Annotated in this window: 15 protein-coding genes and 1 pseudogene; 9 read left to right on the forward strand and 7 right to left on the reverse strand. The window is 62.9% G+C overall.

From position 1 onward, the window contains the following. The first annotated feature begins 30 nt into the window (after window positions 1-30). On the forward strand, window positions 31-843 hold the full coding sequence (locus AC0L2X_RS21080; protein ID WP_352492448.1) for a VOC family protein: 813 nt from the start codon (window positions 31-33) through the stop codon (window positions 841-843). 1 nt (window position 844) lies between these two features. On the opposite strand, the gene AC0L2X_RS21085 is transcribed toward AC0L2X_RS21080, so the two are convergent. From AC0L2X_RS21085 to AC0L2X_RS21100, 4 genes are read right to left on the reverse strand one after another with little or no spacing between them, the layout of a single operon-like run. Then, window positions 845-1,417 (reverse strand): RBBP9/YdeN family alpha/beta hydrolase, encoded by a 573-nt coding sequence (locus AC0L2X_RS21085; protein WP_473555836.1) that lies wholly within the window; start codon window positions 1,415-1,417, stop codon window positions 845-847. Beyond that, entirely contained in the window at window positions 1,417-2,724 is a 1,308-nt protein-coding gene (gene purB / locus AC0L2X_RS21090; RefSeq protein WP_473555835.1) for an adenylosuccinate lyase, read from the reverse strand. Before purB ends, AC0L2X_RS21085 begins: the two co-directional genes overlap by 1 nt. A 59-nt stretch (window positions 2,725-2,783) precedes the next feature. After that, complete coding sequence (locus AC0L2X_RS21095; protein ID WP_473555834.1) at window positions 2,784-3,284, reverse strand: hypothetical protein; 501 nt, start codon at window positions 3,282-3,284, stop codon at window positions 2,784-2,786. 11 nt (window positions 3,285-3,295) lie between these two features. Then, complete coding sequence (locus AC0L2X_RS21100) at window positions 3,296-4,021, reverse strand: DUF2259 domain-containing protein (RefSeq protein WP_473555831.1); 726 nt, start codon at window positions 4,019-4,021, stop codon at window positions 3,296-3,298. Window positions 4,022-4,267: 246 nt separating this feature from the next. Between AC0L2X_RS21100 and AC0L2X_RS21105 the strand changes: the two genes are divergently transcribed. Beyond that, window positions 4,268-4,522: a DUF2171 domain-containing protein gene (locus AC0L2X_RS21105; RefSeq protein WP_023674734.1), complete on the forward strand. Its 255-nt coding sequence runs from the start codon at window positions 4,268-4,270 to the stop codon at window positions 4,520-4,522. A 47-nt stretch (window positions 4,523-4,569) separates the two neighbouring features. Here the strand turns inward: AC0L2X_RS21105 and AC0L2X_RS21110 are convergent, their stop codons facing one another. Beyond that, window positions 4,570-5,589 (reverse strand): P1 family peptidase, encoded by a 1,020-nt coding sequence (locus AC0L2X_RS21110; protein WP_473556067.1) that lies wholly within the window; start codon window positions 5,587-5,589, stop codon window positions 4,570-4,572. 14 nt (window positions 5,590-5,603) lie between these two features. After that, window positions 5,604-6,677, reverse strand: a complete 1,074-nt coding sequence (locus tag AC0L2X_RS21115) for a branched-chain amino acid ABC transporter substrate-binding protein (RefSeq protein WP_473555829.1) — start codon at window positions 6,675-6,677, stop codon at window positions 5,604-5,606. A 179-nt stretch (window positions 6,678-6,856) separates the two neighbouring features. Here AC0L2X_RS21115 and AC0L2X_RS21120 point away from each other — a divergent pair, with 179 nt between their 5' ends. The 6 genes and pseudogenes from AC0L2X_RS21120 (at window position 6,857) to AC0L2X_RS21145 (ending at window position 11,182) form a co-directional block, all read left to right on the forward strand. Next, a complete protein-coding gene (locus tag AC0L2X_RS21120; protein ID WP_473555828.1) occupies window positions 6,857-7,351 on the forward strand; it encodes a flavin reductase in 495 nt (164 codons plus the stop codon). A gap of 31 nt (window positions 7,352-7,382) precedes the next feature. Then, window positions 7,383-7,503 (forward strand): annotated as a pseudogene (locus AC0L2X_RS21125) (AAA family ATPase); the annotation flags it as partial. A gap of 72 nt (window positions 7,504-7,575) precedes the next feature. Beyond that, window positions 7,576-7,914: an XdhC family protein gene (locus AC0L2X_RS21130; RefSeq protein ID WP_473555826.1), complete on the forward strand. Its 339-nt coding sequence runs from the start codon at window positions 7,576-7,578 to the stop codon at window positions 7,912-7,914. A 6-nt stretch (window positions 7,915-7,920) separates the two neighbouring features. Then, complete coding sequence (locus AC0L2X_RS21135) at window positions 7,921-8,625, forward strand: XdhC family protein (RefSeq protein WP_473555825.1); 705 nt, start codon at window positions 7,921-7,923, stop codon at window positions 8,623-8,625. Further along, complete coding sequence (locus tag AC0L2X_RS21140) at window positions 8,622-10,232, forward strand: NTP transferase domain-containing protein (RefSeq protein WP_473555822.1); 1,611 nt, start codon at window positions 8,622-8,624, stop codon at window positions 10,230-10,232. Before AC0L2X_RS21135 ends, AC0L2X_RS21140 begins: the two co-directional genes overlap by 4 nt. A 92-nt stretch (window positions 10,233-10,324) precedes the next feature. Further along, a complete protein-coding gene (locus AC0L2X_RS21145) occupies window positions 10,325-11,182 on the forward strand; it encodes an alpha/beta hydrolase (RefSeq protein WP_473555821.1) in 858 nt (285 codons plus the stop codon). Here AC0L2X_RS21145 and AC0L2X_RS21150 read toward each other — a convergent pair. Continuing rightward, entirely contained in the window at window positions 11,179-12,216 is a 1,038-nt protein-coding gene (locus AC0L2X_RS21150; protein WP_473555818.1) for a DUF1176 domain-containing protein, read from the reverse strand. The two genes, AC0L2X_RS21145 and AC0L2X_RS21150, sit on opposite strands and share 4 nt — an antisense overlap. Window positions 12,217-12,339: 123 nt before the next feature. Here AC0L2X_RS21150 and AC0L2X_RS21155 point away from each other — a divergent pair, with 123 nt between their 5' ends. Beyond that, entirely contained in the window at window positions 12,340-12,846 is a 507-nt protein-coding gene (locus tag AC0L2X_RS21155; RefSeq protein ID WP_352492487.1) for a DUF1993 domain-containing protein, read from the forward strand. Window positions 12,847-12,895: the final 49 nt, after the last annotated feature.

Consider the following 12,895-nt stretch of genomic DNA (forward strand, 5'->3'; position numbering starts at 1 on the left):
TGTCGAGCGCCGCCTGAACGGAGCACTTTGATGAGCGAACTGCCTTTTGCTGCGACGACCCCGGTCAGCGTTGCCCGCGTCGGCTTGCGGGCGCGCGATGCAGAAAATCTCGCTGCCTACTATCGCAAAGTCGTCGGTTTGCAGGAACTGAGCCGCTCCGGCGGCACGATTACGCTCGGTGCAGTCAATCGTCCTTTGCTCGACATCGAAGCGGATCCGGCGGCGAAACCCGATGATCCGCGCAGCGCCGGTCTTTTCCACACCGCCTTCCTGCTACCCGGTCGGGCCGATCTCGGCCGCTGGATCAATCACGCCATCGCCGGCAAGATCGGCATCGAGGGCGCATCCGATCATCTGGTCAGCGAGGCGCTTTATCTAACCGATCCGGAAGGCAACGGCATCGAGATCTATGCCGACCGCCGTCCGCAGGATTGGAAATGGAATGGCGACAAGATAGCGATGGCGACGGAGCGGCTGAACATCCCTTCGGTGGTTGCCGAAGTGCCGGCCGGTGACACCGGTTGGCAGGGCGCGCCGGAAAACAGCATTATCGGCCACGTCCATTTGCGCGTCGGCAGGCCGGAAGAAGCCGAAGCATGGTGGCATCAGGAGTTCGGTTTCGACACAGTGGCAAAGTACGGTGGCGCGGCGGTGTTCCTATCGTCCGGTGGCTATCATCACCACATTGGCGCAAATGCGTGGCAGAGCGCGGGCGCCGGTCGCCGCGATCCCTCCCGCTCCGGCTTGGCCTGGGTCGAGATGCGCTCGGACAATGCCGCAAGCGAGACCACCCGCGAGGACCCGTGGGGCACAGTGATAAGGACGGTTCCCGGCAAGGCGTAGGCTAGAGGTTCGCCTTCTCAAGCAGGCGTCCAAGCATCAGCAGGCCCGCTGGCCATACGCCCAGGCGGGCCTCGTTTCCCATATGGCCGAGATCGCCGGCATCGACGATATCCGCGCCCCAGGCTGCGGCAAAAGCGCTTGCCTTGTCGATGGTGACGCGTGGGTCGCTGCGGCTCGCCACTACCAATGTCGGGAAGGGCAGGCGCTTCAGCGGCATCGGTGCGAACGGGCGCACCGCGTCGAATGAGGGATCGGTATCCTCGACATTGGTCGCGGCAACCAGGAATGCCGCCGCGACCTTGTCGAGTTGGCTTTGGCTGGCGTTAGCAGCCCACTTCACCGCCGTCGCCACCGCCAGCGAATGCGCAAGCAGCACGACGCGGCGCGGTGCGGCGGCCACCGCGGCATCCACCTGGCCGATCCAGTCTTCAGGCTTCGGCCGGTCCCACTCAGCCTGCAGCACGCGGCTCGAATTGGGGAACACCCGGCACCAATGCGACATCCAATGATCCGGCCCGGAATTGCCGCGCCCGGGCAGGGCAAGGAAATCGAAATCTCCGGCCGACGAAATCATCAGGCTTCTCCAAACACTCGGCTGAAGATCGTATCGACGTGCTTGGTATGATAGCCCAAGTCGAATTTCTCGCGGATCTCTGCCTCGGGCAAGGCTGCGACAACGTCCTTGTCGGCCAGAAGTTCCTCAAGAAAATCAGCGCCTTGCTCCCACACCTTCATCGCATTGCGCTGCACCAGCCGGTAGGCGTCCTCGCGCGAAACGCCGGCTTGCGTCAGCGCTAGCAGCACGCGCTGCGAATGCACAAGGCCGCGGAATTTGTTCATGTTCTTCAGCATGTTGTCGGGGTAGACGAGCAGTTTGTCGACAACGCTGGTCAGCCGTGAGAGCGCGAAATCGAGCGTTACCGTCGCGTCGGGCCCGATCATGCGCTCGACCGAGGAATGAGAGATGTCGCGCTCGTGCCAGAGCGCCACATTCTCCATTGCCGGCAATGCGAAGGAGCGCACCATGCGGGCAAGGCCGGTGAGGTTCTCGGTCAGCACCGGGTTGCGCTTGTGCGGCATCGCCGACGAACCCTTCTGTCCGGGTGAAAAGTACTCTTCTGCTTCAAGTACCTCGGTGCGCTGCAGATGGCGCACCTCGATCGCCAGCCGCTCGATCGACGAGGCGATCACGCCGAGCGTGGCGAAGAACATCGCGTGGCGGTCGCGCGGAATCACCTGCGTCGACACCGGCTCGGGCTTCAGTCCGAGTTTCCTGGCCACGTATTCTTCGACATATGGATCGATATTGGCGAAAGTGCCGACCGCACCCGAGATGGCGCAGGTGGCGATGTCCTCGCGTGCGTGCACCAGCCTCTCGCGGCAACGCGAGAATTCGGCATAGGCCTGCGCCAGCTTGACGCCGAAGGTGGTCGGCTCGGCATGGATGCCGTGGCTGCGGCCGATGGTGATGGTGTCCTTGTGCTCGAAGGCGCGGCGCTTGAGCGCCGCAAGCAGCCCGTCAATGTCGGCCAGCAGGATGTCGCTGGCGCGGGTGAGCTGCACGGCAAAACAGGTGTCGAGAACGTCGGAGGATGTCATGCCCTGGTGGATGAAGCGGGCATCCGGCCCGACGAATTCGGCAAGATGGGTGAGAAAGGCGATGACGTCATGCTTTGTGACGCGCTCGATCTCGTCGATCGCTTCGACATCGAATTTCGCCGTCCCGCCTTTCTCCCAGATGGTCTTGGCGGCCTCCTTCGGGATGACGCCGAGCTCGGCCAACGCGTCGCAGGCGTAGCCCTCGATCTCGAACCAGATGCGAAACCGGGTTTCGGGCGACCAGATGGCCACCATTTCCGGCCGGGAGTAGCGAGGGATCATCAGTCGGTCCTGACTTGCGAGAGCATTTGCCCGCGTCCTAACAGAGGCAGGCAAAATGCTCAACGTTGCTGGCGCGCAAACCAGACACTGGCGACAGCGAGCGCAATGAAACCGAGCGGAAAATACAGCCGGATGCCAAGGACGACGAACTGGTAGAGTGCCGTCAACATCGTGAACACGAACTGGAAAACCCAGGTGATGGTGAACGCGGGCGCATGCCATTGGACATAGTAGGAGCGGTATTGCAGCCCAAACAGGCCGCCGGTGAAGGCGATCGTCGCTGCGAGAAGGCAGACGAAGGCGGCGGCGAGGGCGATCTCCCAGTGGCGTCCGAGCGAGACGAGCCGCGCCAGGAACAGCCCAACCGGGAAAGCCAGCGCACCGCCGGCAGCATAAAGCAGCGAGACGAAGCGGATCTTTGCCGGGGTCTCCCAATCGTACTGCAGCAGATTGAGCAGCGCGCTGGCGCCCATCGCCATGGCCCACAGCAAGGCACCGGCAAATGCGGTGCGCAGCGGCGGCAGAGCGCGGCGGAGACGATGCAGGGCGCTATAGCGCATGGCCAGGAGCGTCACAGCCGTCCGGTTACCGCGATCCAGCGATAGTCCGGCCCTTCGAAGCCGTATTGGCGCACCGCGATCAGCACGGCATAGGCGCTGAGGCTATCCAGCGAAAATGTCTGAACCGCGCCGATCCGGTAGCCATTCGGGCAAGCGCGGCTTTCCGGTATGGATTTGTCCTCATGGATTACCCTAGTCTGGCCGCCGTCCTTCGCCTCGATGCGCAGCAGGCGAAAGCCATTGATCTCACCCTGGCTCTGGCAGCGTTCGGTGTCGTTCATGCCGATCTGGTCGAGCCGGAACTCGAGCGGATCGTCGACCGGCGAGAAGATCGGGCGCGGATTGACCACCATGCGGAAGGGATCGGCAGAAAGCTCGGTCACCGGGTTGAAGCCGGCGGTGATGCCGCGATTTGCCGTGAGTTCCGCCTGACTGACGATCGCTTCGCCCTTTTGCCGGGCCTGCAGCCGCGCTGCGTCCACGGCGGCATTCTCGTCGTCGAGCCGGACACGGATCGGCGAACCCTTCAGGAAACTGTCGTTGGCCGTGTCGATATAATAGCGGTTCGCATAGGGAAATCCCGATCCGTCCTGGACGCCGTATTCCTCGAAGGCAAAGACCCCGCCATCACGGCTGAAGCCGAGGATCTCAAGCTCGGCGACATCGCCTGCGTGGGCGGCGACCAAAGTTGCAAGCGGGGCAAGCAGGCAGACGGCAAACAGGGCAAGATTTCGCATGGGGCTTCCATTCAGGCGGTCGACGCCGTTAAATTCCTATCACGATGCCGTCAAAAGATCGTGCTGACTGAAACACAAGGTCGATGCATCCAATCCGGCCGTCGTTTGTTATTGTCGGCAGCTTCACGGCATCGTGCCTTCCGAAAATCAGGGTCGATTGTCGGAAGGCACGATGCATTGATTCAAAATGTTTAGTGCGTCCTTTGCCCGTTCAAAAGGACGCGCGGCGCTCTAAGGGAGACCCCCATGACGGATGCAGCCAAGATTCGCGAACGTATGGAAGTGATCGGCGCCGACGGCGTCCATGTCGGTACCGTCGACAAGGTTGACGGAGATCGCATCAAGCTGACCAAGCGCGACAGCGGCGAGGGCGCTCACAGGGGCCATCACCACTTCATTCCTCTCAGCCTTGTCGCCGAGGTCGAGGGCCAGAAGGTGCGGCTCTCAGCAAACTCGGATGTTGCGGTCACGTTCGAAGAAGAAAAATCCGAACCCACCTGATCAAAAGTCCAGTCTGATTACGGCAAACCCGAATGAGCGTGGCGCGGTCAGCGCGATGACCAGACCGGGAACAGATCGCCCTCGGCCGGCGTCGCGGCAAAGACGCCGCGGCTGATGGCGCGCGCCATCGTGGCGCCGGCCGCGGCGTAGAGATCGATGGCATCGTTGGGTGCGAGCTCGATGCCGCTCTTGCCGGTTGCCAGCGCGAAGACCAGATCGCCGTCTGCGGGCGTGTGCGTCGGCCAAATGGCACGGACGAAGCCGTCATGCGCTGATATCGCCAGGCGTTTGGCTGCGGCCTTCGTGAGTACCGCATCGGTGGCGATCACGGCGATGGTCGTGTTGGCGCCGGTTTCCGCCTGCCCTGCGGCATGCTTGTCACGGAACTTCAGCACGATCTTTCTGGCATCGTCAGGCACCGGGTGGGGAAAGCCTAAGCCGCCGAACTCGTCGCCGATCTCGAACGGCGCCGCCCAGAAATGGCGGGTCCCGGCGACCGTCACCGAGCCGGTCGGGTTGACGGCGGCGAGCGCGCCGATGGTGACGCCGCTGTCCAGCGCTGTCGAGGCCGAGCCGAGCCCGCCCTTCAGGCCGGAGCTCAAAGCCCCGCAACCTGCGCCGGCAGTGCCGAGCGCAAAGTCGATCGTGGCGGCTTGCGCGGCTTCGTAGCCGAGGTCGCGGTAAGGCGGATACCGGCTCCAATCCTTGTCGCCGCCATTGCGCAGGTCGAACAGGATCGCCGCCGGCACTATCGGCACGCGAAAGCCGCCGACCTCGACGCCGATGCCTCTTTCGCGCAAGGCCGCCTGCACCCCCGACGCGGCGTCAAGGCCAAAAGCCGAGCCGCCCGACAGCACCACGGCATGGATGGCGTGGATCGAATTGTGCGGCTCGAGCAGGTCGGTTTCGCGGGTGCCCGGCGCACCGCCCAGGATTTGCACACCGGCCACGGCCGGTTCGTCGCAGATGACGGTGGTCACACCGGATTTCAGCTTGGCATTCGCCGCATTGCCGACACGCAGGCCGGCGACGTCGGTGATGAGATTGCGCGGACCCGTATGGAACATCCCCGTGCTTGACATCATTGGCTCTCCGCTGGCACGAAACGGCCGCCGTCGAAACGGTAGGCTTGATAAGGATTTTGCGCCAGGTCACCTTTTTCGTCAAAGCGGATCGGTCCGATCGCCGTGGTGAAGTCATGCGCGGTCAGCACGTTAGCCAGCCTCTCGCCGGAGCTTTGCGTCAATGCTGAAGCGGCCTTGGCGATCTCGACCGCGGCATAGGCGGGTAGCGTGTAACCTTCCGGCACGATGTTTTGTCCGGCAAAGCTCTGCAGCACCTTGGGGTCGGCGACATCGGCCCATTCGGGCGGCGCAATCATCAGCGTGCCGACGGCATAAGGCACGTCGCCGAGCGGCGCGCGCAACGCTTCGCCGCCGGCAAACACCATTCCGGTGTCGAGCTGGCCGGCGTCGCGGCCCATAATGGCGACATCATCGCCGTCGCCGCCGGCAAAGACATGCGTTGCGCCGGCTTTCTTAAGACGGCCGATCAGGCCGAACTGGTTGTCGAGCTGCGGCCGGAACGTGTCGACGAACACCGGCTTCAGCGCCGCCTGCTCGGCGGCCGCACGAAACGTCTCGGCCATTTCGCGGCCATAGATCGTGCCGTCGTCGACTATGGCGAACAGCTCGCTCTGCCATAAGCGGGTAAGGATGGCAGCGACGGCATTGCGCTCGTCATCGCCGCGCGGCCCGAGACGATAGATCGGCCATCCGGTCTTGGCGCGCCGGTCGGTCAGGCTTTCCGTGCGAACGCCGACGGTGATCACCGGGATGCCGGCATCCTTGAGGATCGGCAGAGCCGCCTCGATTGCGTCGGTGCACAGAAACCCGATGACGACGTTGACCTTGGCCGCGGTGAACTCCCGCGCGGCGGCGGCGCCACCGTCGGCCGTGCAGGCGTCATCGATCGTCGTGATCTCGGTATCGTTCGCTTCAGCCGCCATTGTCGCGCCGGCCTCGACCTGTTTGCCGAGGATCGCCGACGGCCCGGACAAAGGTGCCGCGACGCCGACCAGCAGCGTCTCGGCACTTGCACTACCGGCGACCGAGAGCCAGGCCAGCACCGCTATCGTGGTCGTCCAAGGTCGCATGCGAGCGAAGAATTCCTCTGCACCGGTCGCGTGTTTGCTGGCGCCAATGCCGTCAAGACCTAAAGGCTAGCCAGCTTTGGTGCAACACGCGAATTCTGGATATACGTCAAGCACTTCGCTTGTGGCATGCAATATCCCCCCATATATAACGGTTGGTTCTGACTAGTGGAAAATCATCGGTGCTGAAGAAGAATGACATCGGGCCGCAGGCCTACCGCGACGCGATGGCCCATTTTGCCGGCCATGTACATGTAGTCACCACCGATGGCCCCGCCGGCAGGCGCGGCGCGACGGTGATCGCGGCCTGCTCGGTGTCGGACACGCCGCCGACCATCCTGGTCTGCCTCAATCGTGAAAATCCCAAGAACGAGCCGTTCGTGGAAAACGGCAAATTTGCCCTGAACACGCTGGCTTCGGATCAGGAGCCGCTGTCGATCGGCTTTTCCGGCATTACCGGCCTGCCGGTCGAGGAGCGTTTCGCGTTGGCGGAATGGGATGTGATCTCGACCGGTTCGCCGACGCTGAAGGGCGCCCTTGCCGTCTTCGACTGCGAGCTGGTCGACACCAAGGATCTGGCCACCCACCGCGTGCTTTTTGGCAAGGTGACAGGTTTGCGTATCGGCGATAATTTGCGGCCGCTGATCTATCACAACCGCGGCTACCACGCTCTGTAGAGGCTTTGATGGCCGCGCCCGCGGAGACAGAATGACCGAGTTGAAAACCGCGTCCGGCGCCGCGAACGATCGACGAGACGCTCGATCTGTTGACCCGTGCGGATTATGTGGCGGACCGGTCGCTGGCGACCGTGCTGTTTTTATGCGTTCGGTCGACCCCCGCCGGTGGATCGAGGCTGGCGTGAAGCGCGTCGCATAACCACATGTCTCCCAGGGAGAAAATCATGGAACGCAGTATCTATCTCGATGAGGCGCGCGACCCGCTGATCATCGCGGAGGGCTGGATGAAGGACGGCAAGGATGTCGCCATTGCCACCGTGGTCGAGACCTGGGGCTCGGCGCCGCGCCCGGTCGGCAGCCACCTGGTCATCGACGCCGAAGGCAATTTCCACGGCTCCGTCTCGGGCGGCTGCGTCGAAGGCGCCGTGGTCACCGAGGCGGTCGATGTTATCGATAGCGGCAAGGCCAAAATGCTCGAATTCGGCGTCGCAGACGAGACCGCCTGGCAGGTCGGCCTGTCATGCGGCGGCCGCATCAAGGTCTATGTCGAAAGAGTGGGTTGATCTCGAATGGATCCCTATGCCCTGAAGACACTCAACGCCGAACGCCGCGCCCGCCGCGCGGCAATCCTGGTCATCGATCTCGGCGACGGCCGCGACCGTGTCGTGCGCGAGGGCGACCGGGTAGCCGGCGAACTCGGGGCGGCCGTCGCCAAGGCATTTCGCACGGGCAATTCCGGTTCGGTCGAAGCTGAGGGGCGGACGTTCTTCCTCAACGTACATCTGCCGCAGCCGCGCCTGGTGGTGATCGGCGCCGTCCACATCAGCCAGGCGCTGGCACCGATGGCCAGGATCGCCGGCTATCCTGTCGAGATCATCGATCCGCGCACGGCCTTTGCCACGCCCGATCGTTTTCCCGATGTCGCGCTGCATGCCGAATGGCCGGAGGATGTGCTGAAGCGTCAGCCGCTCGATAGCTATACGGCGCTGGCTGCTCTCACCCACGATCCGAAGATCGACGATTTCGCGCTGAAGGCGGCGCTCGACGCCGGCTGCTTTTATGTCGGTGCGCTCGGCAGCCGCAAGACCCACGCCAAACGTGTGGAACGCCTGCTGGCTTCGGGGGCGACAGCCGACCAGATCGCCCGCATTCATGCCCCGATCGGCCTCGACATTGGGGCTGCCAGCCCGGCCGAGATCGCCGTCGCGGTGTTGGCGCAAGCGATCCACGCCTTTCGCTTCCGCGGCCTCGAATCCAAAGGCGCGGTCGCGTGAAATTTGGTTCCGTTGCGATCGATACGGCCGAAGGGGCAGTGCTTGCGCACGCCACCACGGCCGGAGGGCACCGCTTCCGCAAGGCGCACAGGCTAAGCGCCGGGGATGTGTCCCTGTTGAAGGCCGCTGGCATTTCCGAGGTCGTCGCGGCGGTGTTGGCGCCCGATGATCTCAGCGAGGACGTCGCCGCCGAGAAGATCGCCGCATCCATGATCCATCGCAACATCGAGGCGAAGCCCGCCGCGACCGGCAGGGTCAACCTCCAGGCGCAGGCTGCTGGCATGTTCACCGTCGACGCGGTGATGATCGACGCTATCAATGCCGTCGATCCGACGATCACCATCGCCACGCTCGCGCAGCATGCGCCGGTCGAAAAAGGTCAGATGGTAGCAACGGTGAAGATCATCCCATTTGCGGTCGCCTCCGCTTTGGTCGATGCCGTGGCAAGGATCTGCGCCGGCGGTGAGATATTTGCTGTCAACGCCTATCAGCCGGTGCGCGTCGGCGTCATCCAGACGGTGCTGTCCGGCATCAAACCCAGCATGCTCGACAAGACCCTGCGCGTCACCGAAGCACGCCTGGCGCGTTCGGGCGGCAGGCTGACGGCGGAGCGTCGAACGCCGCATGAAATTACCCCCGTCGCCGAGGCTGCGGCCTCGCTGATACGCGACAACGATATGGTGGTTATCTTCGGCGCCTCGGCGATGGCCGATTTCGGCGACGTCGTTCCCGCTGCGATCGAAAAGGCGGGCGGCACTGTCATCCGCGCCGGCATGCCGGTCGATCCCGGCAATCTGTTGGTGCTCGGCACTCTAGGCGGCAAGCGCATCATCGGTGCGCCGGGCTGCGCCCGCAGTCCCAAGGAGAACGGCTTCGACTGGGTGCTCGACCGGCTGATTGCCGGCCTCGACGTGACCGCCAGGGATATTGCCGGCATGGGCGTCGGCGGGCTATTGATGGAAATTCCGACGCGGCCGCAGCCGCGCGAGCCATTGCCGGCCAAAGCCGAACCAAAGGTCGAGATCGTGCTTCTGGCCGCCGGCCGCTCCAGCCGCATGGGCGGGCCGAACAAGCTCTTGGCGCTCTTCGACGGCAAGCCGCTGGTCCGTCGCACTGCCGAACGCGCGGTCGGTTCGAAAGCCGCGGCCACCATAGTCGTCACTGGCCACCAGCGCGAGCGCGTGCGCGATGCACTGTCTGGCCTCGATGTGACCTTCGCCGACAATCCGGATTTCGCCGAGGGTCTGTCTTCGTCGCTGAAGGCCGGCATCGCCAAGATTTCCGGCGACGCCGCCGGCGCCATGATTGTCCTCGGCGATATGCCCGGCGTCGCCTCGGCCGACTTCGACAGGCTGATCGAGGCGTTCCGCAGGTCCGAAGGCCGATCGGTGGTGCGGGCCTCGCACGATGGGCGGCGCGGCAATCCCGTGCTGCTGCCGCGTCCGCTGTTTGCCGCGATCGCTCACCTCGAAGGCGATACCGGGGCCCGCCATCTGGTCGAGGCCGAAGGGCTCGACGTCATCGATGTCGAGATCGGCGAAGGGGCAGCCGTCGATGTCGACACGCGCGAGGCGCTGGAAAGCGCCGGCGGCGTGCTGCAGGATTGACAAACCGAAGCCGAAAAACGCATGGCTGAGGGATGGCCTTTCGTTTCTGCTTCCGGTTCCGCTTGCCTCCCTCTGGCCTCCCGGCCCTGCTGATGGCGATTCTTTTGTCGCTCTCTTGTGCCGCCCACGCCAACGCTCTCGAACTCAAACCTTTCAAGGACGATCTGTTCGCCTATCCGGTCACACTCTCGTCCGAGAGCAACGGCGCCTATACGGTTATCGATTATCGTGAGATGCGCGATATCAACGCCCGTGACGAAGTGCCTGAGCGTCGTGTGCACGCGCAATACACCGAAACCGGCGTGCGCAAGGTGCAGCAGGATCTCTTGCTGAAGACCGACGCCGGCGATATCCGCCACATTGCCGTCGGCAAGACCGGGGGCGCCAGCATCATCGTGCTTTATCTGCACGGGCAGGGCGGCAGCCGTAAGCAAGGCATCGACGACTTCACCTTCGGCGGCAATTTCAACCGCATCAAGAACCTGATGGCCGGCAATGGCGGCCTCTATCTGTCGCCGGATTTTTCCGATTTCGGCGACACCGGTGCCACCCAGATCGCCGCGCTGATCGACCACTATGCCGAACAATCGCCGAGCGCAAAAATCTTCGTCGCCTGCGGCTCGATGGGCGGCTCGTTATGCTGGAAGCTGGCCGCCCGCAATGACACCGGCGGGCGCATCGACGGGCTGCTGCTGCTCGGCTCGCTATGGGATGAGAGTTTCTTCTCAAGCCCCGCATTCAAGCGTCGTGTCCCAGTCTTCTTCGGCCAAGGCAGCAAGGACCCGGTGTTTCCAATCGAGAAACAGGAAGCCTTCTTCCGATCGATTCTGGCCAAGTCGAAAACCTATCCGACTCGCTTCGTCCGCTTCGAGACCGGCACGCACGGCACGCCGATCCGCATGACCGACTGGCGCGGCACGCTCAACTGGATGTTGTCGAAGGCTCCTTAAGGCGCGGTATTGTAGTCGACGACCGTCTGCGGATTTTCCTCGCCGTCATAAGACGCGTCGACATCGTACTGGACCAGGGAAAAATCGCCGTTGCGAAACAGATAGGTCCCCGATGAAGAGGCATCGCCGATGCCATGCCATTTGTTGAAGGTGGTGATCGTCTTGGTCTCTTCGTCGTAATCGGAATTGGTTGCCCAGCCGGAGGTCTGGAAGCCAACTATGGTCATGCCCAGCAATTTGCCGTCGCTGTCATTGTTCTCGTAGCGGATGTCCATTTCAGGTTCGGCGAACTGCAATTGTCTCACGCCAAGCACGTCGTCGCTCATGTAATAGATCGAGTTTTCGTTGTAGGCCGCCGCCGAGCAGGCGAAATGGAAAAGCCGCGTTTCGCTTTCGGGATCGCTGGCAGCCGCATCCTTGCCCTTATAGTGGATCGAGAAAATCTCCGGCTCCTGCACCAAAAGATCCTTGTCGCACTGGTCGCCATAAGTTGCGGCAAACGCCTTGTTGGCCTGCTCAAGCGCTGCATCCTTCTTCGGCGGCGGCGGTCCATCGCCGCAGCTTGCCGGCACGGCATCCTCGAAATCGGCCTTTGAGGGTTTCAGCGCACCCTTGTCGATGAAGATCGAGCGAAATGGCGGTTCCTGGATCGAGGCGTTGATCTGGCGCAGCGTATAGCAGCCGGCAAAGACATTTTCGCTGCCGTCCTTGGCCGTCGCCAGGATGGCGACCGGAACGCTGTAGTAGATGCTGCCGGCAGCCCCGTCTTCGGATACGCCACCGGTTTTGACTTCGACGGCGTCCGTGCCGTCATAGCCTTTGACGAAGGAATTGAAATCCTTGGCCGGCTTGGTGTCGCCGAAATAGTCCCAGGCGCGCGCGAATTCGTGTCGGCTGATGGCACTATAAAGCGACCGGATGACCGCGTCGGCATTCGACCTGTCGTCGATATAAGGCGCGTCTGCGGCGAGCGCCGATTGGCCGGCAACGGCAAGCGAGATAAAAGCGGTCGCTGCAAAAAGGGCGCGTCTCATCGGGAACCTCCACTCGATGAAAAATTCTATCATATCGATTGCGGCGACGTGGTGACGCTTGAACAATCGCCTGCGAAAGCGCTACCTCTCGCCGTCGGCAGTCGGGCCGCGTGGAGATTTCTTGTGACCATATCAATGTATGAAGCATCCGTGCCGGTATTTTCGGCGAGGCTGAAGGCACTGGCCAATGTGCTGAACATTGCCGAGCAAAATGCGGCTGATCGCAAGATCGATCCGCAGGTGTATCTGACGGCGAGGCTGGCGCCGGATATGTTTGCGCTGACCAGGCAGGTACAGATTGCCACCGATCACGCCAAGGGCGCGCCGTCGCGGCTTGCCGGGCGTGAGGTGCCAAAATACGAGGACAATGAGGCGAGCTTCGCTGATCTGCAGGCCCGCCTCACCAAGACACTGGCTTATCTCGCGACATTTTCGGCGGCCGAACTCGATGGTTCAGATGACAGGATGATCGAACTGAGGCTTGCGGGACGCGAGGTTTCGATGCCGGGAATGCAGTATCTGCTGCATGCCGCCATGCCCAATTTCTACTTCCACCTGACCACCGCCTACGACATCCTGCGCCACAACGGCGTGCCATTGGGCAAGTCGATCTTCCTCGGATTGCGTTGAGATCCGCTCGTGAGATATCCCGCTGCGGCGGGAAATCTCACGGCGCGCT

Source organism: Mesorhizobium sp. WSM4828, assembly GCF_055811175.1.